27 protein-coding genes are annotated in these 24,290 nt (G+C 58.4%); 19 read left to right on the forward strand and 8 right to left on the reverse strand.

Going from position 1 to position 24,290, the window contains the following annotated elements; translation table 11 throughout:
* Positions 1 to 10 precede the first annotated feature (10 nt).
* Both nrdR and BOSE62_RS02045 read left to right on the forward strand, forming a co-directional pair.
* Positions 11 to 472, forward strand: a complete 462-nt coding sequence (nrdR, locus tag BOSE62_RS02040) for a transcriptional regulator NrdR (protein ID WP_159641025.1) — start codon at positions 11 to 13, stop codon at positions 470 to 472.
* Entirely contained in the window at positions 469 to 1,209 is a 741-nt protein-coding gene (locus tag BOSE62_RS02045; RefSeq protein WP_159641027.1) for an RNA methyltransferase, read from the forward strand. Before nrdR ends, BOSE62_RS02045 begins: the two co-directional genes overlap by 4 nt.
* A 29-nt stretch (positions 1,210 to 1,238) precedes the next feature.
* Here the strand turns inward: BOSE62_RS02045 and BOSE62_RS02050 are convergent, their stop codons facing one another.
* Positions 1,239 to 1,550 carry a chorismate mutase gene (locus tag BOSE62_RS02050; RefSeq protein WP_159641029.1) on the reverse strand — a complete coding sequence of 104 codons (312 nt, stop codon included), beginning with the start codon at positions 1,548 to 1,550 and terminating at the stop codon, positions 1,239 to 1,241.
* Between the two features lie 114 nt (positions 1,551 to 1,664).
* On the opposite strand from BOSE62_RS02050, the gene BOSE62_RS02055 reads away from it, so the two are divergent.
* From BOSE62_RS02055 to BOSE62_RS02090, 8 genes are all read left to right on the forward strand, one after another.
* On the forward strand, positions 1,665 to 1,904 hold the full coding sequence (locus BOSE62_RS02055; protein WP_159641032.1) for a hypothetical protein: 240 nt from the start codon (positions 1,665 to 1,667) through the stop codon (positions 1,902 to 1,904).
* 202 nt (positions 1,905 to 2,106) lie between these two features.
* Positions 2,107 to 2,721, forward strand: coding sequence for a 30S ribosomal protein S4 (gene rpsD, locus BOSE62_RS02060; RefSeq protein ID WP_159641035.1), 615 nt, complete (start codon positions 2,107 to 2,109; stop codon positions 2,719 to 2,721).
* Between the two features lie 188 nt (positions 2,722 to 2,909).
* Positions 2,910 to 4,589: a M28 family metallopeptidase gene (locus BOSE62_RS02065; RefSeq protein ID WP_443028797.1), complete on the forward strand. Its 1,680-nt coding sequence runs from the start codon at positions 2,910 to 2,912 to the stop codon at positions 4,587 to 4,589.
* Positions 4,590 to 4,604: 15 nt separating this feature from the next.
* Positions 4,605 to 5,588 (forward strand): agmatine deiminase family protein, encoded by a 984-nt coding sequence (locus tag BOSE62_RS02070; RefSeq protein ID WP_159641041.1) that lies wholly within the window; start codon positions 4,605 to 4,607, stop codon positions 5,586 to 5,588.
* 78 nt (positions 5,589 to 5,666) lie between these two features.
* Entirely contained in the window at positions 5,667 to 7,187 is a 1,521-nt protein-coding gene (locus BOSE62_RS02075) for an FMN-binding glutamate synthase family protein (protein ID WP_159641044.1), read from the forward strand.
* A gap of 77 nt (positions 7,188 to 7,264) precedes the next feature.
* Positions 7,265 to 8,116 (forward strand): class I SAM-dependent methyltransferase, encoded by an 852-nt coding sequence (locus BOSE62_RS02080; protein WP_159641047.1) that lies wholly within the window; start codon positions 7,265 to 7,267, stop codon positions 8,114 to 8,116.
* 18 nt (positions 8,117 to 8,134) lie between these two features.
* On the forward strand, positions 8,135 to 8,983 hold the full coding sequence (aguB, locus tag BOSE62_RS02085; RefSeq protein WP_159641050.1) for an N-carbamoylputrescine amidase: 849 nt from the start codon (positions 8,135 to 8,137) through the stop codon (positions 8,981 to 8,983).
* Between the two features lie 2 nt (positions 8,984 to 8,985).
* Entirely contained in the window at positions 8,986 to 9,606 is a 621-nt protein-coding gene (locus tag BOSE62_RS02090) for a L,D-transpeptidase family protein (RefSeq protein WP_236553777.1), read from the forward strand.
* Here the strand turns inward: BOSE62_RS02090 and BOSE62_RS02095 are convergent.
* Both BOSE62_RS02095 and BOSE62_RS02100 read right to left on the reverse strand, forming a co-directional pair.
* Positions 9,600 to 10,274, reverse strand: coding sequence for a uracil-DNA glycosylase (locus BOSE62_RS02095; RefSeq protein ID WP_159641053.1), 675 nt, complete (start codon positions 10,272 to 10,274; stop codon positions 9,600 to 9,602). The two genes, BOSE62_RS02090 and BOSE62_RS02095, sit on opposite strands and share 7 nt — an antisense overlap.
* 40 nt (positions 10,275 to 10,314) lie before the next feature.
* Positions 10,315 to 10,686, reverse strand: a complete 372-nt coding sequence (locus tag BOSE62_RS02100) for a DUF3597 domain-containing protein (protein ID WP_159641056.1) — start codon at positions 10,684 to 10,686, stop codon at positions 10,315 to 10,317.
* A 248-nt stretch (positions 10,687 to 10,934) separates the two neighbouring features.
* On the opposite strand from BOSE62_RS02100, the gene BOSE62_RS02105 reads away from it, so the two are divergent.
* Positions 10,935 to 11,519: a DUF937 domain-containing protein gene (locus BOSE62_RS02105; RefSeq protein ID WP_159641059.1), complete on the forward strand. Its 585-nt coding sequence runs from the start codon at positions 10,935 to 10,937 to the stop codon at positions 11,517 to 11,519.
* Positions 11,520 to 11,547: 28 nt separating this feature from the next.
* On the forward strand, positions 11,548 to 11,928 hold the full coding sequence (locus tag BOSE62_RS02110) for a hypothetical protein (protein ID WP_159641062.1): 381 nt from the start codon (positions 11,548 to 11,550) through the stop codon (positions 11,926 to 11,928).
* On the opposite strand, the gene BOSE62_RS02115 is transcribed toward BOSE62_RS02110, so the two are convergent.
* Positions 11,918 to 12,397 (reverse strand): NfeD family protein, encoded by a 480-nt coding sequence (locus tag BOSE62_RS02115; protein WP_159641065.1) that lies wholly within the window; start codon positions 12,395 to 12,397, stop codon positions 11,918 to 11,920. The two genes, BOSE62_RS02110 and BOSE62_RS02115, sit on opposite strands and share 11 nt — an antisense overlap.
* 26 nt (positions 12,398 to 12,423) lie before the next feature.
* Complete coding sequence (locus BOSE62_RS02120; protein ID WP_089134718.1) at positions 12,424 to 13,392, reverse strand: SPFH domain-containing protein; 969 nt, start codon at positions 13,390 to 13,392, stop codon at positions 12,424 to 12,426.
* 102 nt (positions 13,393 to 13,494) lie between these two features.
* On the opposite strand from BOSE62_RS02120, the gene BOSE62_RS02125 reads away from it, so the two are divergent.
* The 5 genes from BOSE62_RS02125 (at position 13,495) to BOSE62_RS02145 (ending at position 18,529) form a co-directional block, all read left to right on the forward strand.
* On the forward strand, positions 13,495 to 14,997 hold the full coding sequence (locus BOSE62_RS02125) for a M28 family peptidase (protein WP_159641068.1): 1,503 nt from the start codon (positions 13,495 to 13,497) through the stop codon (positions 14,995 to 14,997).
* Positions 14,998 to 15,047: 50 nt separating this feature from the next.
* Complete coding sequence (guaB, locus tag BOSE62_RS02130) at positions 15,048 to 16,526, forward strand: IMP dehydrogenase (protein ID WP_159641071.1); 1,479 nt, start codon at positions 15,048 to 15,050, stop codon at positions 16,524 to 16,526.
* A gap of 18 nt (positions 16,527 to 16,544) precedes the next feature.
* A complete protein-coding gene (locus BOSE62_RS02135) occupies positions 16,545 to 16,754 on the forward strand; it encodes a hypothetical protein (RefSeq protein ID WP_159641074.1) in 210 nt (69 codons plus the stop codon).
* Positions 16,751 to 17,929 (forward strand): RsmB/NOP family class I SAM-dependent RNA methyltransferase, encoded by a 1,179-nt coding sequence (locus tag BOSE62_RS02140; RefSeq protein ID WP_159641077.1) that lies wholly within the window; start codon positions 16,751 to 16,753, stop codon positions 17,927 to 17,929. Before BOSE62_RS02135 ends, BOSE62_RS02140 begins: the two co-directional genes overlap by 4 nt.
* Positions 17,930 to 17,998: 69 nt before the next feature.
* A complete protein-coding gene (locus tag BOSE62_RS02145; RefSeq protein ID WP_236553779.1) occupies positions 17,999 to 18,529 on the forward strand; it encodes a tetratricopeptide repeat protein in 531 nt (176 codons plus the stop codon).
* A gap of 19 nt (positions 18,530 to 18,548) precedes the next feature.
* Here the strand turns inward: BOSE62_RS02145 and BOSE62_RS02150 are convergent, their stop codons facing one another.
* The 3 genes from BOSE62_RS02150 to BOSE62_RS02160 form a co-directional block, all read right to left on the reverse strand.
* Positions 18,549 to 19,499, reverse strand: coding sequence for a DUF481 domain-containing protein (locus tag BOSE62_RS02150; RefSeq protein WP_159641080.1), 951 nt, complete (start codon positions 19,497 to 19,499; stop codon positions 18,549 to 18,551).
* 22 nt (positions 19,500 to 19,521) lie between these two features.
* On the reverse strand, positions 19,522 to 20,010 hold the full coding sequence (locus BOSE62_RS02155) for an RNA pyrophosphohydrolase (protein ID WP_159647852.1): 489 nt from the start codon (positions 20,008 to 20,010) through the stop codon (positions 19,522 to 19,524).
* A gap of 185 nt (positions 20,011 to 20,195) precedes the next feature.
* The gene (locus tag BOSE62_RS02160; RefSeq protein WP_159641083.1) at positions 20,196 to 21,146 is read right to left on the reverse strand and encodes an alpha/beta hydrolase; all 951 of its coding nucleotides are present in this window, start codon (positions 21,144 to 21,146) and stop codon (positions 20,196 to 20,198) included.
* Between the two features lie 181 nt (positions 21,147 to 21,327).
* On the opposite strand from BOSE62_RS02160, the gene BOSE62_RS02165 reads away from it, so the two are divergent.
* A complete protein-coding gene (locus tag BOSE62_RS02165; RefSeq protein ID WP_159641086.1) occupies positions 21,328 to 23,217 on the forward strand; it encodes a 2-oxoacid:acceptor oxidoreductase subunit alpha in 1,890 nt (629 codons plus the stop codon).
* Positions 23,214 to 24,245: a 2-oxoacid:ferredoxin oxidoreductase subunit beta gene (locus BOSE62_RS02170; RefSeq protein ID WP_159641089.1), complete on the forward strand. Its 1,032-nt coding sequence runs from the start codon at positions 23,214 to 23,216 to the stop codon at positions 24,243 to 24,245. The genes BOSE62_RS02165 and BOSE62_RS02170 overlap by 4 nt, the downstream gene beginning before the upstream one ends.
* The last annotated feature ends 45 nt before the right edge of the window (positions 24,246 to 24,290 follow it).

Genomic DNA, 24,290 nt, shown 5'->3' on the forward strand with positions numbered 1-24,290 from the left:
AAGCCAGGCCATGCGTTGCCCCTTTTGTGCCCATGACGATAGCCAGGTGAAGGACAGCCGTCCGACCGAGGACAATACGACGATCCGGCGCCGGCGGCAGTGCGAAAGCTGCGGCGCGCGCTTCACGACCTTTGAACGGGTGCAGCTGCGCGAGATCACGGTGGTCAAGAGCGAGGATCGCAAGGAACCGTTCGACCGGTCGAAAATTGATCTGTCGGTGGCGCTCGCCTGTCGCAAGCGCGGTCTGGCGCAGGAGCAGATGGATCAGCTCGTGTCCGGAATCCAGCGTCAGCTGGAAACCAGCGGCGAGAGCGAGATTCCCTCGCAGAGAATTGGCGAGATGGTGATGGAAGGCCTGAAGACGCTCGATAGCGTCGCCTATATCCGCTTTGCGTCAGTCTATAAAGATTTCACCGAAGCCAAGGATTTCAAGGAATTTGCCGGCAGCGTCAAAGACGTCGGCGGCGCGTGAGCAACCAGCCCGCCATCATATTGGTAAACCCGCAGCTCGGTCAGAATATCGGCAAGGCGGCGCGCGCGATGCTGAATTTCGGGCTAACGGAAATGCGTCTCGTCAAGCCGCGCGATGGCTGGCCCAATCCCGATGCCGGACCGGCGGCGTCCGGTGCGGATCAGATTTTGGAAGAGGCGCAGGTGTTCGAGACCACAGCCGAAGCGGTTGCGGATTGTGCCCATGTCTACGCCACTACCGTGCGCAAACGCGGCATGACCAAACCGGTGCTGGCACCGTGGGAAGCGGCGGAAGATATGGCGCAGGCCAGCGGCAAATGCGCGATATTGTTCGGCCCGGAGCGGTCCGGTCTCGAAGTTTCCGATGTCGAGTTGGCGCGCAAGATCATCACGGTGCCGATCAACCCCGAGTTCGGGTCGCTGAATCTGGCGCAGGCGGTCATTCTGGTGGCCTATGAAATATCGAAAATGGACAGCGCCGCCAATGTCCAGCCGACACTGGAAAAGAAAAAGGCCGAACCGGCACCGCAGAAAGAGCTGGATATGTTCTACGAACATCTCGAGCAGGCGCTGGACAAGAACGGCTATTTCTATCCGCCAGAGCGCGCCGCAGCGACGAAGGTCACTCTGCGCAACATGTTGACCAAGCCGGCATGGACCAATGAAGAGGTGAAGACATGGCGCGGGATTGTCTCGTCGCTCGAACGTCCGCCGCGTAAAGACAAGGCGGAAAAATAGCCCATAAAACTGCTATTTCCACAAATATGCTATTTGCGCAGCTGGTCCCATTTCTGCAGTTCATAACTGATCGACGTTTCCACCAGCAATTCCCAGATCGCCGCCATGGTTGGTGCCGGGATCGACGCCTTTTCTGACAGGCGTTTCACATTCGCCAGAACCTCAGCCTTGCGTTTTTCGTCCCTGACTGCCCCGCGGTCTTGCTTGATTCGCGCAGCTGCATCCATGCAGGCAAAGCGGAGCCGGAAAAGATCAATCAACTCGGCGTCGAGTCGGTCGACAGACTCCCGCAATTGCGTCATATCGTCGATTGTCCTGATGGATTCACTGCTTATGGTCATGGCAGGGCCGATAATTTACTATGATCAAAATGTCGAGCAGGAAGGCTGTTTCAAGTAGCTTTTCAGAGCGCCGCTGGCTATATTCTGGCCAACATTCATATTTTTGGAGTAATCATGCTTACACTATTTTTATCACTGGCCTTGGCTGGCGATGCGTCGGCAGCGGCGAGCGATGAGCGGTCTGCAAAAGAAGATAAAGTTGTTTGCCGTTCTGAGGCGGTTCTCGGTTCAAAGATTCCCGAGCGTATTTGTCGTACGACGCGGGAATGGAAGCAGTATGAAGAGGAAAGTGCCCGTCAGCTGGAGAACCGTTCAAGCTACAGCCGTGGCACGCAGAACCGCAACGACCCCTGACAGGTTATCTGGTCAGCTTCGGCTTTTCCAGACTATATAGATTCACGCGCCTTGACAGATTTGAAAAAATCTGATCAAGGCGCGTCAGCAATTGGCCCCGCATCCCGGTGAAGCGGCGGCCGCATCATACCTCCGGACGACAAGAGGTTTTGATGGTGCGCTCCGGGAAGACTTAGAAACAGCAAATTTAGGAGTCATTGATATGACCAAACGTACCAGTTCCAAATATAAGCTTGATCGCCGTATGGGCGAGAATATCTGGGGTCGTCCCAAATCTCCCGTCAATCGCCGCGACTATGGTCCGGGCCAGCACGGTCAGCGCCGCAAGGGCAAATTGTCCGACTTCGGTATCCAGCTGCGCGCCAAGCAGAAGCTGAAAGGCTACTATGGCGACGTGACGGAAAAACAGTTCCGTCGCGCTTATAAAGAAGCCGCTGCGATGAAAGGCGATACCAGCCAGAATCTGATCGGCCTGCTCGAGCAGCGTCTCGATATGGTAGTCTATCGCGCAAAATTTGCGCCGACCATTTTTGCTGCCCGTCAGCTTGTCAGCCACGGCCATATTCGCGTGAACGGTGTCAAATGTAATGTCGCATCGCGCAAAGTTGTTCCGGGCGACGAGATTTCGCTCAGCGACAAGGCCAAAGAAATGCTGCTGGTCATCGAGGCACAGAGCCTGCCAGAGCGTGAAATTCCAGAATATGTGAACCCTGAAGGTACCGACAAAGTATCTTATGTCCGTGTTCCGACCCTGGACGAAGTGCCTTATCCGGTGACCATGGAGCCCAATCTGGTCGTCGAATTCTATTCGCGCTGATTGGTTTCAAACCAGTTTCAAAAAAGGCGGCTTTTAACAGCCGCCTTTTTTTTGCCCGGCGTTTTGGTGACATGTCGGTTCTAGTGCCAGCCCAAGAGCGCGCATCCTAACGCTCCTTGCCTTGCCGAATATCGTCTGCCATTGAGTACAGAAGGATTTTCGGAACTGAAGATTTCAGAAGGAAAAGCATGATGTTGAAACGGTCTCTTTGGATGCTGCTGGTACCGTCGCTGGTACTGTCCGGTTGCACGAAGATTGAAGAGGGCAATAGCGGGGTAGCAATCCCCGAAGTCGCAGCGCCGGAATTGTCGGTCGAGACGATGAAATCTATCACCGAAGAGCTTTCTTCCGATGCCTTTGAAGGCCGTGCACCCGGTACGCCGGGTGAGGAAAAGACGCTGGCGCTGCTGACCAGCAAGTTCGAAGAGGCCGGATTGTCGCCGGGCAATGGCGAGAGCTGGTTTCAGGATGTGCCGCTTGTATCAATTGAAGCCAAGAATGTTTCTCCTTTGACGGTGACCGGCGGAACCGAGGATCTCAGTTTTGCCTACGGCTCCGAGATGGTGGTCACCAGCTATCAGGAGCAACCGAAAATAGACATTGCCAACAGCGATATGGTCTTTGTCGGCTATGGCGTGAACGCGCCGGAGCGCGGCTGGAACGATTATGAGGGCGTCGATGTCAAGGGCAAGACCGTCGTCATTCTCGTCAATGACCCCGATTTCGGTACCGAAAGTCTCGAAGGCGAATTCGGTGGCCGGGCGATGACCTATTATGGACGCTGGACCTATAAATATGAAGAAGCGGCGCGCCAGGGTGCCGCGGCGGCCCTGATCATTCACGATACCGACCCCGCAGCCTATGGCTGGAACGTGGTCGAATCGAGTTGGAGCGGGCCGCAATTCTACGCGCAGTCGGCCAATGGCGGAGCCGACCAGACGAAAATCAACGGCTGGATCCAGAAGGATGTCGCGGCTAAGATTTTTGCCGCTGCCGGCAAGGATCTCGAAGCACAGATGAAAGCGGCCAAGAAAAAGGGATTCAAGGCGATCGACCTCGGTCTGAAAGTCTCGACGTCGCTTGAAAATACGATCAGCAAGATGGACAGCAAGAATGTCGTCGGCATCTTGAAGGGCAAGACCCGACCCGACGAATATGTGCTTTACACCGCGCACTGGGACCATCTTGGCCGCTGCAAGCCGGCACCCGACGGGGATGATATCTGCAACGGGGCTGTCGATAATGCTACCGGCACGGCTGCTCTGGTCGCTCTGGCCGAAGCCCATGTGAAAGCCGGCGCACCGGACCGCAGCCTCATCTTCCTCGCCGTGACGGCCGAGGAATCGGGCCTGTTGGGTTCCAAATATTATGCGGAAAATCCGATTTATCCGCTCAGCCAGACCGTTGGCGGTGTGAACATGGACGCGTTCGGCATGGCAGGCCCCGCCAAGAATGTGATCGTAGTCGGAAAAGGCAAATCGGAACTGGACCGTTATCTCGAAGCGGCGCTGACCGGTGATGGCCGGGTGGCCGAAGCCGAGCCGACACCTGAAAAGGGATTCTATTACCGCTCGGATCACTTCAGCTTCGCCAAACTGGGCGTGCCAATGATCTATTTCGAAGGCGGCGAGGATCTGGTCGATGGTGGCCGGGAAGCCGGGGAAGCCATTTCGAAAGATTATGGCGAGAACCGTTATCACGGTCCGAAGGACGAATATGATCCGAACTGGAACTGGGACGGCGTGATGAGCGATCTGAAAATCTATTATACGGTCGCGCGGATGCTGGCGATGACCGAAGACTGGCCGAACTGGAATGAAGGCGACGAATTCCGCGCAGCGCGGGACGAAAGCCGCGCTGGCAACTGATTCCGGACGCCACGCATGACAAGATGGCCCGCAGAGTGGGAACCGCATCAGGCGGTCTGGATCGGCTTTCCCGGTGATCCGGCGGAATGGCCGGTGGGCAGGGCTGCAGCGCAGCAGGAAGTGGCTGCCTTTGCCGATGCCGTCGCTGCCGAGGGCGCTGGAGAGCAAGTGGTTCTGGTGTGCCGGGACGCTGCCGACGCGGAGATCGCGCGCGATCTGGTGCCATCCTGTGTGGAGGTCGTGGTCGAGCCTTTCGGCGATGTCTGGCTGCGCGATACGGCAGCGATTTTTGTCATGGGTCCGGGTGGTCCTGAGGGCCGCAATTTCGGTTTCAATGGCTGGGGCGGAAAATTCGACATGGCGGGCGACCAGGATATCGCGGAGCGGCTGGCGCAGCGCTTCAATCTGCCGATCAGTGACGAGGACTGGATATTGGAAGGTGGCGCGATCGATGGCGACGGTGCGGGGCGTCTGATAACCACCGAACAATGCGTGCTCAATCCCAATCGCAATGCCAATCTGATCAGGGAGCAGGTCGCCGAGCGGTTGCGCAAAGCTCTGGCGGCGGCGGATATCTGCTGGCTGGGAGACGGGCTGGTCGCCGATCACACCGATGGCCATGTCGATAATCTCGCCCGTTTTGTTGCCCCTGGCACGGTGGTCATTCCCGAGGCCGATAGCGCCGACGATCCGAACAGGGTGATATTCGAAGATGCGGCGCGGCGCGCCCGCTCATCCGGTCTCGAGGTGATCCGCTTGCCCTCGGCCGGCAGATATGAGGTGGATGGCGATATTGCGCCTGCCAGCTATATGAACTTCTATATCGGCAACAAAATAGTGGCGGTGCCGCAATATGGGGCCGAAAATGACGCCAGGGCGGTCGAACAGATTGCGGCGCTATTTCCCGACCGCAAGGTTGCTGGCCTGTCCAGTCAGGCGTTGCTGCGCGGAGGAGGCAGTTTTCACTGCATCTCGCAACAGATTCCGCTGTCCGTGTAACCCTAGCTCCAATTTGTACGAACCCTTGTCGGGGCGGTGCAAGATGCTAGTCTCGGACGCCTAGCGAAGGGATGTTTGATGACCGACGGAATTTTGGGCGTATTGAGCGCACTGACCTATATATTCATCCTGCTGCTCGGGCTGGGGCTGGCCGCTGTGGTCATCATGTTCATCATCGACATCAACCAGAAGCAGGACGCGGTGCGCCGCAATTATCCGGTAATCGGACGTTTCCGGCACATATTCTCCGAACAGGGCGAGTTTTTCCGGCAGTATTTCTTTGCCATGGATCGCGAGGAAATGCCCTTCAACCGGGCCGAGCGGGAGTGGGTCGAGCGCGCCGGCAAGGGCATCGACAATACGATTGCCTTTGGTTCAACCAAGAATCTCGACCCTCCGGGCACGGCGATTTTTGTCAATGCCCCGTTCCCGAAACTGGACAGCGATGCTGCTGCCACCACAACATCCACGATCGGGCCTCACTCGCGCAACCCCTACGAGGCACGCTCCTTTTTCAATATTTCCGCGATGAGTTTCGGCGCCTTGTCGGTACCCGCGGTCCGGGCCCTGTCGCACGGAGCCAAACTGGCCGGATGCTGGCTGAACACCGGGGAAGGTGGCCTTTCGCCTTTCCACCTCGAGGGAGGCTGCGATATCGTCTTCCAGATCGGCACCGCGAAATATGGCGTGCGCGATACCGACGGCAGTCTGAGCGACGAGAAACTGCGCGCCGTGGCGGCGCACGAGCAGGTCAGGATGTTCGAGATAAAATTGTCGCAAGGGGCCAAGCCGGGCAAGGGCGGGATACTGCCCGGTGAGAAAGTAAACCGGATGATCGCGGAAATCCGTGGGATCACTGAAGGGCAGCCGAGCATCTCGCCCAATCGCCATCCCGAAGTGAAGAATGTCGATGATCTCCTCAACTTCATCCATCATGTTCGCGAGGTGACCGGAAAGCCGACCGGGATCAAGGCGGTGGTTGGCGCCTATGGCTGGTTGGAAGACTTGTGCGCGGCGATCCACAGGCGCGGAATCGAGAGCGCGCCGGATTTCTTCACGCTGGACGGCGGGGATGGCGGAACCGGCGCTGCCCCGATGCCGCTGATGGACAATGTCGGCTTGCAGTTAAAGGAAAGCCTGCCGATGCTCTCCGATATTTTCCACCGCTATGGACTGCGCGACCGGATAAAGATTATCGCTTCGGGCAAGCGGATCACTCCGTCCAGTGTGGCATGGGCGATTTGTGCGGGCGCCGATTTCGTCAACACCGCCCGGGGTTTCATGTTCTCGCTCGGCTGTATCCAGTCGCTGAAATGCAATATGAACACTTGTCCGACCGGTGTGACCACGCACAATCCCCGGCTGCAGCGCGGGCTCGATCCGCAGGACAAGAAAGTCAAGGTGGCCAATTACTGCAGAAATATCGTTCACGAGGTCGAAGTGATTGCCCATAGCTGCGGTGTCGACGAGCCGCGGAAGCTGGGCCGGAAGCATGTCCGGATCGTCCAGGATACCGGCAGGTCGGTGCCCTATGACGAGCTCTATCCGCGACCCGACATTTTGCCGCAATACAGGCGGTCTATGGAAAATACCGGTTAATATATATTGTGTCCTGATCGGCCTCGCTTAGGATTGAAGGCTGGGAAATGTATCGGAAATCAGAGAGGAATGACAAAATGAAGAACTTACTGATGGCAAGCGCGGCACTGGCGATGCTGGGCGCCGCTGCTCCGGCTGTCGCCAATGATCATGAAAAAGACAGCGCTGCAATGACCGACGCCAGCCTGCAGGCAGTTCTGGATCATGAACGGCGCGCGGACGACAAGGCCCGTGATATCTATCGTCACCCGGCCGAGACGCTCGCTTTCTTTGGTGTCACAGCGGATCAGACGGTCGCGGAATATGCTCCGGGCGGCGGCTGGTATACGAAAATTCTCGCGCCTTATCTGGCCGATAAAGGACAATATATCGGCATCAACTATGATCCGGCTCCGCTTCCCTTTCCGGAAGACCGCAAGGCGGAAATGACCAAATGGGGAGCGGAATTCCCGGTCAAGGTTGCCGAAATGACCGGGATCCCGGCAGACAAATTCAAGGGCCTGACCACGGGCGAGATTAGCGACGAACTGGCGGGCAGTGTCGATTTTGTCTTCATCCCGCGGATGATGCATAATTTGATGCGCTGGAATGTCGCCGACAGCGAGATCAAGGCGCTGCGCCGATTGCTGAAAGAGGATGGCACAATCGGCATTGTCCAGCACCGGGCCAAGGATGATGCACCATTCAGCTATGCCAATGGCAGTCGCGGCTATCTCCGGACCGATACGGTGGTAAATTTCATGGAAGCGCATGGCTTTGAACTGGTCAAACAGTCCGAGGTGAACGCTAATCCCGAGGATAGCGCGGATTACCCCAAAGGCGTCTGGACCCTGCCGCCGCGCTTTGCCGAGGGTGATGCCGACAAAGCGAAATATGAAGCGATCGGCGAATCCGACCGGATGACATTATTGTTTAAGAAGCTTCCTTAAACCGCTATCAGGGCCGCTATGACCGATTTAAGCGTAGCGGCCCTGCAGCTGCCTCTGGGCGGCGATGAACAGACGAATATTTTTGCCGTCAGCGGCCTCGTTGCCGAGGCAGCGGAACAGGGCGCGCAGATCATCCTGCCGCCGGAACTGTTTGCCGGTCCCTATTTCTGCAAGACCGAGGAAGAAGCGCTGTTCGCGCTGGCGCAGCCGGTTGGCGAGAGTGCGCCGGTGCTGGCGATGCAGAAGCTCGCCAAGCAATATGGAGTGGCGATCCCGGCCAGCTTTTTCGAGCGCGACGGCCAGCATTATTACAATAGTCTCGCAATGATTGATCCCAATGGCGAGATCATGGGCGTCTATCGCAAAAGCCATATTCCCGACGGACCCGGTTATGAGGAGAAATTCTATTTCCGCCCCGGCAATACCGGCTTCAAGGTCTGGGATGTGTGCGGCACGCGGATCGGCGTCGGCATCTGCTGGGACCAATGGTATCCGGAAACCGCGCGGGCAATGGCGCTGATGGGCGCGGAAGTGCTCTTCTATCCCACCGCAATCGGGTCCGAACCCTATGACGCGGACCTCGACACCAGCCGCATGTGGCGCCGGGCGATGCAGGGCCACGCGGTGAGCAACTGCATGCCGGTGGTCGCCAGCAACCGCATCGGCGTCGAAGCGGGGCAGGCTTTCTACGGCCACAGTTTCATCACCAATGAATGGGGCGATCTGGTAACCGAATATGGCTCGCAGGATACGGGCGTTCTGACGGCATCACTCGATCTGGAACAGGCGCGCAAGCATCGCGCCGGCATGGGATTTTTCCGGGACCGGCGGCCGGAGCTCTATGGGCGGCTGGCCGAGGATATATAGGCATGCGCGCCCGGATACGGCTTCATGGTCTGGTCGCAGCCCTCATTCTTGCCATGATCGCCCTTTCTGCGCCGTCCTTCGCGCAGACTGAATTTATTATTGAATATGAGTCCGGGAGCTTGGTAACGACGCCCCGCGCTGCTGCTCCGGAAGAACCGCGCTCGCTGTTTGCTGTGAAGCATTATATCGAACTCGACCGGCCGCTCGATTTTGGTGAACATTTCTGGGACGAAAGTTTTGCCCGGGCGAACAACGCACGCGGTTCTGCACAGATCGTCGTCGATCTGGAGGCGGAGCAGCTCTATGTCTATCGCGAGGGCATCGAGATTGCCCGCACGAGAATTACTCGCGGATGGGAAGAATATGACACGCCTACCGGCATTTTTCCGATCCTCGAAAAAGACGCGGACCATTATAGCAGCACGTATGACAATGCTCCGATGCCTTATAATCTGCGGCTCACCTGGAAGGGTGTCGCGATCCATGGCGCAGAGGTGGACAGCGTCTCGGCGACCCACGGTTGCATCGGCGTACCACTGGACTTTGCGCGCAAGCTGTTTGCCAATGTGCGGAAGGGCGACAAGGTTTTGGTGACGCGAAACTGGCGGCCGGAGGTTTATTGATCAGGCGGCATATCGATGGCCATGTCGAATATTTCTTCAAACATTGCCACGGTAAGGCGCCGCGTATTCAGATTATAGCGGCTGCAATGATAGCTGTCGATCAGCACACGGCCACCAGAAAGCTTATGCTCCGCGCCATGCGCGAACCTGTGATCCGCTAGTCTGAGCCCTTCCATCCGGATGATGCTGTCATGAGCGATTTTTCCCAGAGCCAATATCGTGCGTAGTTTGGGCAGGGCGCGGATGGATTTCTTGAGATAATCGCGGCAATTGTTGATCTCTGCCCCGGTCGGCTTGTTTTCCGGGGGCAGGCATTTGACCGCGTTAAGGATTATCGCGCCGTTCAATGTGATCCCGTCGGCGGGGTCATTGGCGAACACACCGTCGACAAAGCCATATTTGGTGAGAGTGGCAAACAGCGTTTCGCCCGATGCGTCGCCGGTAAACGGCCTGCCGGTCCGGTTGGCGCCCTCCGTGCCCGGCGCGAGGCCGACGATGGCCAGCCATGCTTCCGGGTCGCCAAAGGCCGGAACCGGGGCGTTCCACCAGTCCGGATGGTCCTTGCGCAAGGATTTGCGCAGGCCGACCAGTCGCGGACAGCGCCGGCAGCCTTTCGGGGCTTCCGCAGCGGGAAGCGGGGCAAAAAGAAGGGGGCGATGATCGCTCACAGCCCCCGCCTAAATTCAAACGGACATATCGTCCAGCGGCTTAGTCTTTCAGATCAGCCGGAACGATCCCGCCAGCGGCGGCAATCTTGTTCATGACCTGCTTGTGCAGCAGGATATTGTCTTCGGCAGAACCGCTGTAATCGCTGTTGCCGAGTTCCTGCGCCAGTTCCTTGCGGTTGCCATAGCTGGCATCGATCTGGACCAGCTTCATCAGGTCGACAATCGACGTGCGCCAGTTGAGCTTGTCGGAGCCCGGGATGCTGTCGAGCCGGGATGCCACGTCTACTTCGCTGATTGCGGCGCGTTTGGCCGGCGCGGCTGCAACGGGTTCAGCCGCCGGCTTGACTTCCGGTTCTGCGGCCTTGGCTTCGCCACCGAAAATCGCGTTCTTAATCTTTCCGAAAATACTCATATTATGCTCCTCTATACTTTTGCGGGGACTTTAAATTTGGCTATGTCCAGCCACACCCTTGCTAATCGTTTCGGAGCAAGTGTTCTGCGAGTCAATTGTCCTTCTTCTGTTGGCACGCTTATAAGCCGCCAATTCCTTGTAAACACTGGTAACGCCTCCGTTTAGTCGGTTTCTGGCCGGAAAATATGCTAGGGACTTCGCAAGCGAAGAATCAGAACGTGCCAATGTGGCGAACAAGGAGATCGACGATGAATATCATGGATGCGTTGCAACAGTCGGGCGGCATCGGAACTATGGCCAAGGAACTGGGCATCAACGAAAATGTCGCCGAAGCCGGAGCCGCAGCATTGCTGCCCGCCATTTTGGGCGGGTTCAAGAAAACAACCCAGGCCCAGCCAGCCGGTCTGGACGGGTTGGGCGGATTGCTCGGTCAGCTCGGCGGGGGCGGACTGCTCGACAGCGTGCTTGGCACCCAGCCGACCCCTGTTAGCAAGGGCAATGAAGTGCTCGGCCAGATATTCGGTTCCAAGGAAGTCAGCCGGACGGTTGCCGCAGGCGCGGAACAACAGACCGGGATCAGCAGCGACCTGCTGAAGAAGATGCTGCCGGTCGTGGCGATGATGGTGGCCGGATATATGGCCAAGCAAAGCGGGGACAGCACAGGCGGTGCCAGCAATGGCGGCGGACTTGGTGGACTGATCGGCGGTCTGCTTGGCGGCGGCAACAATGCCTCTTCCGGTGGGATGGGCGGCATCGGTTCGCTGCTCGACCTGAACGGTGACGGCAACCCGCTGGATGATATCATTGGCATGGCCGGCAAACTGGTCCGCTAGAATCTATCTGATTGGAAGGAAAAGGATTATGAGCATGCTTGATAAAGTGATGGCGATGCTGCCCGAGAATTTCAGCATTGAGGAAATCGCCGAAAAGGCCGGAATGTCGGCGGACGAAGCGAAAAAAGGCGGGGAAGCGCTGTTCGCAAAATTGCGCGACGGCAGCACCGACAATATGACCGCGATCAAGGAAGCCGCTGCCGAAGCCGGTGTCGATCCCGAAAAGCTGAAGGGGCTGTTGCCCGCCATGGCCGAAAAAGCAGGCCTGGATGGCGAGGGTGGTCTGATGGACAAGTTGGGCGGTGACGAGGGGCTGCTCGGCAAGGTTTCCGGCTTTCTGGATCGCGACGGTGATGGCAATCCGATCAATGACCTCACCGATATGGCGAAGGGTTTCTTCAGGAAATAGTTTTGTTTTCCAGTTGAACGGGGCTCTCCCGCGCTTCCAGCACCAGAACCCCGCCTTCTACGGATATGACTTTGGCGACCGTGCCTTCTTCCATATCCGGGCCTCGCGCCGGCCATACGCCATCGGCGACTTTTGCGCGCCCGCTGGTCGCTGAAACCGCTTCCACAACGGTCACGGTTCTGCCTACCAGCTGCGCCGCGCGATTGTTGAGCAGCGGATTTTCGCTTTCGACCTTGTGCGCCAGATACCAGCGCCGCCCGCCGAGCACAGCGGCAATGGTGGCAAGTCCGAATACGGTAAGCTGACCGGCGACAGTCATATCGATAAAGAGCGACAGGACGCCGGTCAACGCGGCCGCAGCGGCCACCCAGATCAGGAAAACGCCCGGCACGAACAATTCCGCCAGCGCCAGCAAGGCGGCCAGTCCGAGCCAGAGATATTCCGGGTTGTTCAGTGCGATATCATCCATGGCTCTTGCTCCGCCGGTTGCCGGTCTCACTGATCCTGATTGTCGAACGGTCCCTTGCGCCGGGGAGGTGGCGTGATGGCGTGGCCATCTTCGCCCAACGCTTCCTTGGCGAGCGCGCCGATGCCTCCGAGTGATCCGATCAGCTGGGTTGCCTCTACCGGGAATAATATGGTTTTTGCATTGGGCGAGGTGGCAAATTTTTCAACCGCTTTCACATAGTCCTGGGCGATGAAATAGTTGATCGCCTGTGCGTTGCCTCCGGCAATGGCTTCGGACACCATCTGGGTCGCCTTGGCTTCGGCCTGGGCTTCCCGTTCGCGGGCTTCGGCATCGAGGAAGGCTGATTCCTTGCGACCTTCGGCCTGCAGGATCTGACCCTGTTTCTCGCCTTCCGAGCGCAGGATTTCTGAGGCGCGGGCGCCTTCTGCATCGAGGATATTGGCGCGTTTCTCGCGCTCGGCCTTCATTTGCCGCGCCATCGCATTGACGATATCCTGCGGCGGACGGATGTCCTTGATCTCGACGCGGGTGATCTTGATCCCCCAGGGCGTGGTCGCATCGTCGATCACGGTCAGCAGCCGTGCGTTGATCTCGTCGCGTTTCGACAGGGTCTCGTCGAGATCCATCGAGCCCATGACCGTGCGCAGGTTGGTGGTGACGAGATTGAGAATCGCATTATACAGGTCATTGACTTCATAGGCCGCCTTGGCCGCTTCAAGGACCTGAAAGAATACCACGCCGTCGGTGGAAATCATCGCATTGTCCTTGGTGATGATTTCCTGGCCCGGAATGTCCAGCACCTGCTCCATCATGTTGACCTTGCGGCCGACGCGGTAAAGAAAAGCCGGATAGAAGTTGAACCCCGGCTGGGCGATCGTCGTGAAGCGACCAAAATATTCGATTGTATAATGATAGCCCTGCCGGACGATCTTGATGCTTGCAAACAGATAGATGATGGTGACCAGCAGCACCAATAACAATAGTGAAACGTCCATTTCCATTCTCCTCCGCAAACCGTCGCATTATCATTGATTAATTGCGGTATATTGCCAAGGAAAAAGCGAATTGTTCAGGTTAATATAGGGATTGTGGTTGCGATGCGTTTTGTTGCAGTTCTGCTTTTGTCGGCTATTTTTTCCGCAGGTAGTGCCGGCGCGCAGCCGATCGGCGAGGCTGATCTGCTCCGGCATATCGAGATACTGGCCAGCGATAAGTTCGAGGGACGAGAACCGGGGACGACCGGCGAAAACAAGACCGTCAACTATATCGCCAGCCAATGGTCAGCGGCCGGGCTGGTGTCCGCAGGCGACGAGGGCTCGTGGTACGCGCCGGTGTCTCTGGTCGAGCGCACGCCGGAAATCTATCGCCTTCAGGTCGCTGATAGCCGTTCCCGACAGTTCGTGCGCGTGGCGCAGGATGAGATCATCTTGCGCAGCCGCGATGCGTCGTTCCGCAAGCTGGATATGCCGATGGTCTTCGCCGGCTATGCCGGTCCGGATTCCGGTCAGGGTAGCGTTTCGATTGCCGGTAAACTGGTGTTCCTGCCGCGTAATCCACCGGAGTCCGCTGAGGAACTGCCGGATTATCGCGACCGCAAGCTGCAACTGATTCGCGAGGGTGCAATCGGGGTGATCGGCATCGTTGCGGATGAGTGGCTATGGCCGAGATATCGACGGTCCTTCGAGCGCGGCACGACGATGCTGGCCGGCCCGGAGCAACACGCGGCGGTCGAGGGGTTAATGCGATACGACCAGTTCCGGAAACTGCTCCTGCGCTCTGGCCGGGATGCCGAAAAGCTGCTGTTAACGAGCGGTGGCATCGACCTTATTGATCTCGACCTGCAGGCAAATGCCGCGGTCGATACCGCTCTCCGCAGCTATCTATCGCACAATGTCATCGGAAAGATTGCCGGCAGCAATCCGGCGCGCGGAGCCATATTGTATCTCGGGCACTGGGATCATTTCGGCATCTGCCGGACCGAAGACCCGAAGGAATTGGAGCGGGACCGGATCTGCAATGGCGCCGTCGACAATGCGAGCGGCATATCGCTGCTCATTGAAACCGCCGCGCGCCTGGCGGGTCAGCGCCCGGATCGCGATATCTATTTTCTCGCCACAACTGCAGAGGAAAAGGGACTTCTGGGCGCGCGGGCCTTTGTCCGGGACCCGCCGGTTGCGCTCGATAAATTTGTCGTTGCCTTCAATGCGGATAGCGTCGCCCTTTCCGATAATCGCAAGCGAATTGCGGTGATCGGGCTGGGCGAAAATGAGCTGGACCGGGATATCGAGATCGTCGCCGCGCAAGAGGGACGCGAAATCGACCGTAGCGGCAAGGCGGATGTCTATCTCGAGCGGCAGGACGGCTATGTTTTTCTGGAGCGAGGCATTCCCGCCTATATGATCACCAGTGCCTTCGCCGACGAAGAGCGGGTCACAGCCTTCATCAACGGGCCTTATCATGACGTTAGCGACGAAGTGAACGACAGTCTTTTGCTCGCGGGGGCGGCGGCAGATGCCGATTTCCACGTGGCGCTGGGCCGTTATTTTGCCTCGACGGCGACATATCCGGGAAAAGCCTCTAGCGGCGAGCCGGATAACTGATTACATGGGCCGCCACAGAATCAAATTCACGACATCGGAAAGTGGCGATCATGAGCAGGTCAGGCAAGCATAAAGAAATTCGGTTGGGACTGACCTTTGACGATGTCCTGCTGCAGCCTGCGGCGTCCGAAATCGTGCCCAGTCAGGCCAATACCAAGACCAGCTTGTCGAAGCTTATCGGCCTGAATATCCCGATCCTGTCCTCTGCCATGGATACGGTGACGGAGTCCGACATGGCCATTGTCATGGCGCAAATGGGCGGAATCGGCGTCTTGCACCGGAATCTTACCGTTGAACAGCAGATCGCCGCGGTTCGACAGGTGAAGCGTTTTGAATCCGGCATGGTGGTCAATCCGATCACCATCGCGCCCGATGCAACGCTGGCCGAAGCACAGGCGACAATGGAACAGAACCGGATATCGGGCATTCCGGTGGTCGAGAAGTCGGGCAAGCTGGTCGGCATATTGACCAACCGCGATGTCCGCTTTGCCGAAAATCCGCAGCAGCCGGTTTCGGAATTGATGACGAAGGACAATCTGGCGACGGTCCCGGCGGGCGTCAGCCAGGAAGAGGCGCGGCGGACGCTGCACCAGCGGCGGATCGAGAAACTTCTCGTCGTTGATAATGATTATCGCTGCGTCGGGCTGATCACGGTCAAGGATATCGAGAAAGCCGTGACCTATCCGAACGCGACCAAGGATGAATCCGGCCGGCTGCGGGTCGCCGCGGCTTCGACCGTCGGCGACAGCGGACTGGAGCGGACGCAGGCGTTGATCGATGCGGAATGCGATCTGATCGTCATCGACACCGCTCACGGCCACAGCGCGATGGTCGCGCGGGCCGTCGAAGAAGTGAAAAAACGCTCGAACAGCGCGCAGATCATTGCCGGTAATGTGGCGACAGCCGCGGCCACGCGCGCGCTGATTGATGCAGGCGCAGACGGTATCAAGGTCGGCATTGGGCCGGGTTCGATCTGCACCACGCGGGTGGTCGCCGGTGTGGGTGTCCCGCAGCTGACCGCGATCATGGATTGTGCGGAAGAAGCAGAGAAATCCGGCATCCCGGTGATCGCCGATGGTGGCCTGCGGACATCGGGCGACGTCGCCAAGGCGCTGGCGGCCGGCGCGTCGGCGGTAATGATCGGGTCCTTGCTGGCAGGAACCGAAGAAGCCCCGGGCGAAACCTTTCTCTATCAGGGCCGCGCCTATAAAAGCTATCGCGGCATGGGATCGGTCGGCGCGATGGCGCGCGGCTCGGCGGACCGCTATTTCCAGCAGGATATCAAGGACCAGATGAAGCTGGTGCCGGAAGGGATCGAGGGGCAGGTGCCGTTCAAGGGGCCGGCACGCGATGTCATTCACCAGCTGGTTGGCGGCGTGAAAGCGGCGATGGGTTATACCGGCTCGGCCACGCTCGAGGATTTGCGCGAACGGGCCGAATTCGTCCGGATCACCAATGCCGGTCTGCAGGAAAGCCATGTCCATGATGTTGCGATCACCCGGGAAGCGCCCAATTATCCCACCCGATAGCGCCTCGGGCGGTCTCTCATGATCGGGGCCAAGATAATCCTGATGATATTCATCTGGCCTGCGGGGCCGGGGCCCGATACGCCGCGTTGGACAAGCGACGCCTATCTGACCGTTGCAAGCTGCGAAGAGGATGCTGTGGTGCTGAAGACCAGAATTGGCGCGAAATACGGACCGGCCACCCGGATGGAGCATCATTGCATGCATCTGGACGATCGGGTGGACGCATGACCCCGGCAGCGAGACTGCAGGCAGCGATAGAGATGCTGGACTGGATCATCGCCGCCGCGCGGGACAATGGAGCGTCGGCGGACAATATCGCCAAGAAATTCTTCAAGGAACGGCGCTATGCCGGATCGGGTGACCGCCGGGCCATTCGCGAGCTGGTCTATTCCGCCATCCGGCGCTGGGGCGACCGGCCGGAAAGCGGCAGGCAGGCGATGCTGGGACTGGTCGATGAACAGCCGGAATTACGGGAGTTCTTTAGCGGAGCCCATTATGGTCCCGCAGTGATCTCAGCGGACGAACCGGTCGCCAGCGGCCCACAGGTTCCGTCGTGGTTGACCGACCGGTTTGCCGGTCCGATCGACGAGAATGAACGCAAGGCGCTGTTTGACCGCGCGCCGTTGCATATCCGGATCAATGGGCAGCGCGCCGCGGATGGAGACGTCGAGGCCGCGTGGCCGGAAGCCGTCGGCCTGGCGCTGCCGCACGCCTATGAACTGCCCGCCGGGACCCAGCTGGAAGACAAGGCGCTGTTCCGCGAAGGGACCGTGGAAATCCAGGATCTCGGCAGTCAGGCGATTGCAATGGCGGGCGCCGCTGCGAAACCGGCGCTGACGCTGGACCTCTGTGCCGGTGCCGGTGGAAAAACATTGGCGCTGGCGGCCATGCTGCCGGCCGAAAGCAAGCTGATCGCGGCGGATACCGATCGCAATCGGCTTAGCCGGATCGAACCCCGCAAGCGGCGGGCCAGCGCGCGCAATATCGAGACGATTTTGCTCGGTCCGGGCAAGGAAATGGAATCGCTGGACCATCTGAAAGGCCGCTGTGATCTGGTTCTGGTCGATGCCCCTTGCAGCGGGACAGGAACCTGGAGGCGCAATCCCGAACTGCGCTGGCGGATGACGCCGAAGCGACTGGAACATACGACAGAACTGCAGCAAAGGTTGTTCGCGCTCGGCAGCGCGCTGGTAAAACCGGGCGGACGCCTGATTTACGCCGTGTGCTCGCTTCTTGATGCAGAGGGCGGCGACCAGACCGACCGCTTTCTCGAAAGCCATACGGGGTGGCGGGAAATATCGATTGATTTGCCGATTGGCCGCCCATATCGTAAAGGCCTTCTTCTTTCACCGCATCATGACGGAACGGATGGCTTTTATTTTACCTGTCTCGAAAAATTGTGATAGCAAAGCATGTTAAGCCAGCATGCAGATGAGTCTGGCTATGGTCGAGAGACTTTATTGGAGCTGATTATGCGTTTTTCACCGGCTGTCGTGGCCTTGTCTCTCGTCTTTGCCACTGTTTCCAGCGCCAGTTTCGGCCAGTCCGCCGATGTCGAGATCAAGCCCCGCTCGATCGAATATATGCAAATGGGTGAGGCGGCGCAGAAGCGCGGCGAACTCGATCTGGCCGCCGATCTTTACGAAACATCGCTGGTCGTCGATCCGCGCAACGGCTCTGCCTTCATCGCGCTGGCGCAAATTGCCCGGGTGCAGGAATTGCCCGGCAAGGCTATCCGTCTCTATCGCGAGGCGCTGATACTGGATCCGAACAATCTGGATGCGCTGGCCGGTCAGGGCGAGGCCCTGATCCAGCGCGGAGCACTGGAAAAGGCGCGGGTGAATCTGTCGCGGATCGAAACCCTGTGCCGTTCGCGCTGCGCGCAAAACGACCAGCTGGCTTCGGCGATCAAGATAGCCGAAAAGAAACCGGTATTGTCGGCCGAAGCGGTTACGCCCAAGCCGCAAATCGGGGACGAAGAACCGGCCACCGAAACACCGTGAAGCGGGCTTCCGCTAAAATCTAGAAATCATAGACCAAGGTCGCGCGGCTGAGCGTATCGGTCTTGATCCGGCCGGTCGGCGGATTGGTTTCATGTTCAATCGTATAGGACAGGCGAGCAGACAGCGATCCGAGCAGTTTTGCGTCGAGCGCTGATGTCGCGGTCAGGCTGGTATTGTCGCTGTCGATGACGACCACAGCCGAACTGAATCCCTGCGCATCGCTCGCATAGGTGCCACCAGCATCCTGTGAAAATTTCAGATGATCGGAAATCTTCCAGTCAAAATCGATACCGGCCAGCGCGGCCAGACTGCTTTTTGATCCACCGCCTGCAAAATTCGTGGTACGAAATGCGGGCCCAGCCTTTATGGCGAGCCGAATGTCTTTGGTCTTGACCAGTTCATAGCCCAGCCCGCCGGAAAGGGTGTAGCGGGCGGAAAATCCCTGGAACCGGTCCCGTTCAAACTGGGCCAGACCATAAGCGTAGAGGCTTTCGTCAAACTTGTAATTGGGTTCGATGGTCGCACTCAACTGGTCGCGGGTTGTGCTTCCAGAGCTGCGTTCATAATCGGCGCGCGCCTTGATGTTCAACCGCCACTTGACCGCGTCCTTGACCAGTTTCAGACCGCCTGAAATCCCGAGATTTCTGGTGTTCCCGGTCGAACGGAAACCGCCGATTTCGCCTTGTCCCTTCCAGTTTTCGAAAAAACCGGCTTGCTGTTTTTCGCGCAGAGCCACGGCCGCCGCTTTCGCCTGCCGGGCATTGAAGTCGGCCATCAAAGCATCGATCTCGGCATGGTCATCGGGGTTTGTTGCCTTGGCGATTTTCACAATGGCGGCAACGTCCTGCTTGTCGTCCGATGCTATGGCGGCGTCGATCATTTCTCTGACCGGGTCGGGCAGCGCTGCGGCGGCTGGCGTGGAGGCGCTTGCCGCAACGAGAATTGCGGCCGCTACTGCTGGTCTGGTCATAGAGAATTCCTGCTTACTGTTACTAGATCAGCGGCAGAAACTCTTTCAAAACCGCCCGATACAGGTCCCTTTTGAAGGGTACGATCAGATCTGGCAAGCCCTGCGGATCGGTCCATTTCCAGTTCTTGAACTCGGGATGTTCGGTCTGGATATCGATATGATCATCCTCGCCGGTGAAGCGCATCAGGAACCAGCTCTGCCGCTGGCCGCGATATTTGCCCTTCCATATCTTGCCGAGCAGCTCGTCGGGCAGGTCATAGAGATATTCCTCGGTGCTGCGACCGATGATCTGGACGAAATCTTCGACCACGCCGGTTTCCTCGCGCAGCTCGCGCAAGGCTGCCGTTTCCGGCTCTTCGCCCTTATCGATCCCGCCTTGCGGCATCTGCCAGGCATCGGGATAGTTGCTGTCCGCCGCATCCAGACGCTGGCCGACAAATACCTGACCCGACCGGTTCGCGAGCATGATCCCGGCGCAGGGGCGGTAGGGGAGATGGGAGAAGTCGATGATGTTTACCTTTCCAAAGTCATGTGCTGCACGGTCCTGTCTGGCAGCCGTGATGTTCCGGCGCGCCTCTAGCGCATAAACGCAGGGCCAGCTAGCGAGTCTTGCCAGCGAAACTAATTATCCGCTGGGCGGACGGCAATAGCGGGAAGGGCCGCAGACCGAAGTGTTCCGTCAGCAGCCGGTCCGGCCTATGACTGCAGCGAAGCCAGCGTTGTTTTCCAGGCGGTGATCATCTTGTCGACATCTTGCTGGGCGGTGGGCACGGCTTTGCGAATATTGATGAAGCCGTGGACATTGCCCGCCATTTCCATGAAAGTCGTGTTCACGCCGTGGCGGATCAGGTCGGCGGCATAATCACGCCCCTGATCCCGCAGCGGATCGAGGCCGGCGGTGACCAGCACCGTCGGCGGTGATTTTGCCAGATCACCAAGATAGGGCGACACCCGAATGTCGTCATCCTTTGCCGCATAATGGCTGTTGAAATAGTCCATACTGTCCCTGGTCAGCAGAAACCCTTCGGCAAATTCGTCCATCGATCCGCCCTTCGCATCCATCCGGCTGGCGGGATAGATGGGGAATTGCGCGACCACGGGGACGGACGCCGGTTCGCTGGCCAGCACCTGTCCGACAACCAGCGTGAGATTGCCGCCGGCGCTGTCGCCGCACGGGATCATGCCGCTGATCTGCAAGTTGAGCTGTTCCTGGTTATCGGCGACCCAGCACGTCGCGGCAAGGCTGTCCTCGGGAGCAGCCGGGAAGGGCGCTTCCGGGGCCAGCCGATAATCCACGGCGATGACCGGCATATCCATTTCGCGTGCTATATAGGTGCAGAAACTATGGTGGGAATCGAGATCGCCGATCACAAATCCGCCACCGTGATAGAAGATGATGACGGGTGTTTCCGCGCTGCGTTCGGCTTGGCTGTCGTAGAGCCGCAGCGCGATATCGCCGGCGGGGCCGGGGCAGGACAAGTCTTCGATACGCGGGATTTCAACCGCGTCCGCTTCGAGCATCGCCGCCATTACATTGTACATTTCGCGGGCCGCTGCGGGTTCGACTTCCGACATCAGCGGCTGGTCGGATTGAGCCATCATCGTCAGAATCATCTGCACATCGGGGCGCACATAAGCGTCAGTCATCTCTCTTCTCCTAGCGTTTAACTAACCGATTAGATCAGGCCGCGCGCACTAGGCAAGCGCTAATCGGGAAGGTCGTCCCAAACAAATGCTTTATCCCTATTAGTTTTTGTGGTTTGAAGCGGGGCACATTGCTGCTCTAGGGCGGGATGCGTAATAATAATTAAGGCACGGAAAATCCATTATGGCCACCGCATTGAAGCAGGAAGAACCGAATAGTCCCAATAGTGATGGCGCAGAAAATGTCGTCGTCCGTTTTGCCGGAGACAGCGGCGACGGGATGCAGCTGACCGGAGGACAGTTCACGCTGTCGACCGCGCTGGCGGGCAGCGATCTTGCGACCTTCCCCGATTTTCCGGCTGAAATCCGGGCGCCGCAGGGGACCCTGTTCGGCGTGTCCGCTTTCCAGATCAATTTCGGCAGCCGCGCGATCGAAACCGCCGGCGACCAGCCGGATGTGCTGATCGCGATGAACCCTGCCGCGCTGAAAACCAATGTCGAGGCCTTGCGGCCCGGCGGTCTGATCATCGCCGACTCCGGCGAGTTCGGAAAACGGAATCTCGACAAGGCGAAATATGAGAATAATCCGCTGGAAGACGGGTCTCTCGCCAAATGGCAATTGCTCAAGCTGGATATTTCCGCGCTGACGCTCGAAGCGGTGAAACCGTTCGGTCTTGGCAATAAAGAAGCGCTGCGCTGCAAGAATATGTGGACGCTGGGGCTGGCATTGTGGATGTTCGAACGCGACCGGGAGCCAATCATCGACTGGCTGAAGGGTAAATTTGCCAAATTGCCGGATGTTGCAGAAGCCAATATCGCGGCGCTCAACGCCGGCCATGCTTATGGCGAAACTGCCGAACTATCCGGTGAAGGTCTTGGCAGCGGCCATCTGACCACGCGCAAAGTGGGTGCGGCGCCGTCTGCGCCGGGTAAATATCGCACGGTGACGGGCGCGGAATCGCTCTCGCTGGGACTGGTCGCCGGTGCGCAGCTGGCGGACTTGCCGATGTTCTTTGGCGGCTATCCGATCACCCCGGCTTCTGCAATTCTGCACCATTTGTCACGCCTGAAAGAATTTGGCGTCACCACATTCCAGGCAGAAGACGAAATTGCCGCGATCGCGGCGGCCATTGGCGCCAGCTATGCCGGTAAGCTTGGCATTACGTCATCTTCAGGTCCCGGCATTGCGCTGAAGGGCGAGGCAATCGGTCTGGCGATCATGACCGAATTGCCGTTGGTGATTGTCAATTCGCAGCGCGGCGGCCCTTCGACCGGCTTGCCGACCAAGACCGAGCAATCGGACCTCTATCAGGCTGTCTATGGCCGCAACGGCGATGCGCCAATGCCGGTCATTGCCGCCCGTTCGCCAAGCGATGCGTTTGAATGCGCAATCGAGGCGGTGCGGATTGCAGTGCAATATATGACGCCGGTCATGCTGCTGACCGACGGCTATATTGCCAATGCGGCTGAGCCTTGGAAGATTCCCGATGTGTCCGGTCTGGAGCCGTTCCCGACAACCTTCCTCGAAACCATGCCGGCCGACGGATTGAAGCCTTATGCGCGCGACGGGAAACTCGCACGGCCTTGGATCAAGCCGGGCACGCCCGAACTGATGCATCGGATTGGCGGCATCGAGAAGGGCGTCGATACAGGCCATATCGATTATGGCGCGGCCAATCACCAGAAGATGACTGAAATCCGTCGCGACAAGGTGCTCGGCGTTGCCGACAGCATTCCCGACCAGGATGTCGCGCTCGGCAATACGAGCGGCAAGCTGGCGGTGGTCGGCTGGGGTTCGACTTTCGGTCCGATCCATCAGGCGGTGCGCCGGGCTGTCGAAGCGGGCAAGGATGTTGCCCATATCCATATTCGGAATATCTGGCCGATGCCGAAAAATCTCGGCGACTTGCTGAAAGGCTATGACCGCGTGATCGTACCCGAAATGAACACCGGACAGCTGAAAACCGTGTTGCGCGACCTATATCTGGTCGATGCCAAGCCGGTGAACAAGGTATCCGGCCAGCCCTTTACCATTGCCGAAATTGAAGCGGCGATTGAGGAGAATCTGTCATGAACGAGATGACAAAAATCACGACCACGCTGAAAGACTGGGAAACCGATCAGGAAGTCCGCTGGTGCCCCGGGTGCGGCGATTACGCCATTTTAAAGGCCGTACAGCGCACCATGCCCGATCTGGGGGCTGACCCGTCCAAGACGGTCTTTGTCAGCGGTATCGGCTGCTCCTCGCGCTTTCCTTATTATATGGAGACTTATGGCTTCCATACGATCCACGGGCGTGCGCCAGCAGTGGCTACGGGCGTCAAGCTCGCCAATCCGGAGCTCGACGTGTGGATCATCACCGGCGACGGCGATGCGCTGTCGATTGGCGGCAACCACACGATGCATCTGCTGCGCCGCAATCTCGATTGCCAGGTGATGCTGTTCAACAACGAGATTTACGGCCTGACCAAGGGCCAATATTCGCCGACCAGCCGACAGGGCACGCAAAGCCCGTCGACGCCATATGGTTCGGTCGACCGGCCCGCTTCGCCCTGTGCTTTTGCTTTGGGTGCCGGTGCGCGCTTCGTTGCCCGCGGCATTGATGTGCACAAGGGATTGCCCGATGTTCTCAAGGCAGCCCACGCCCACAAGGGCACGTCGTTCATCGAGATTTTCCAGAATTGCATCGTCTATAACAAGGATGTGTTCGAGGAATTTGCGGCCAAGAAGACCGCGGCCGACACGCAGTTGCATCTGGTCGACGGGGAGCCCATGCTGTTTGGCAAAGGCACCAAGGGTATCACGCTCAACCGCAAGACCCTGCAGCTGGAAGTGGTCGACGTCGTCGATGGTGACTGGGAAGCGGCCGATGTGATTGTTCATGATGTCACCAACCGCTCGGTCGCGCATATGCTGATCGAAATGCAGTTTGGCGAATTCCCGATGGCTCTGGGCGTGCTCTATGACGATCCGCGTCCGACGTTCGAAGCGGCTGTTGTCGCGCAAAATGAGGCGGCGTCGGCTGGTAAAAAGCCGGATTTGCAGGCCTTGCTGAGCAAGGGGCAGACCTGGACGGTGGCTGAGGGCGGGCCGGAACTGTAAAGATTCTGGACTCGCACGAAGACACGAAGGCACTAAGATGTCGGC

The organism is Sphingorhabdus sp. 109, assembly GCF_902506555.1.
Taxonomy (GTDB): Bacteria; Pseudomonadota; Alphaproteobacteria; order Sphingomonadales; family Sphingomonadaceae; genus Parasphingorhabdus.